This is a genomic window from Psychrobacter sp. TB55-MNA-CIBAN-0194, from assembly GCF_040309505.1.
GTDB lineage: Bacteria > Pseudomonadota > Gammaproteobacteria > Pseudomonadales > Moraxellaceae > Psychrobacter > Psychrobacter fozii.
This window is the reverse complement of sequence record NZ_JBEOOW010000802.1, coordinates 1-235: the sequence shown is the minus strand read 5'-3', so window position 1 is coordinate 235 and position 235 is coordinate 1. Positions and strand designations below refer to the sequence as shown.

Below are 235 nucleotides of genomic sequence, written 5' to 3'. Positions count from 1 at the left end.
GGGTACGCCTTGCTCACATAGCCATTGAACCGCTTGTTGGCCGGCGCTTAAAATATTGACCGTATTATCCGCTGCACATAATCCTGCACCAGCGATTAGCGTATCGGCGATATGGTCAGCTACCGAATCATTTTTGTCCAAGCTTGCGGCGATACCGCCTTGGGCATAATGGCTTGAGCTAACTTCCAATGCAGCTTTACTTAATATGGTAATGCTCAGCGACTCTGGTAAAGCA

The 235-nt window shown here is 48.5% G+C and carries 1 protein-coding gene; it reads right to left on the bottom strand.

All coding sequences use genetic code 11. From position 1 onward, the window contains the following. The coding region (locus AAEY75_RS17145; protein ID WP_352260389.1) for an FAD-binding protein at nt 1–235 on the bottom strand (235 nt) is incomplete at both ends.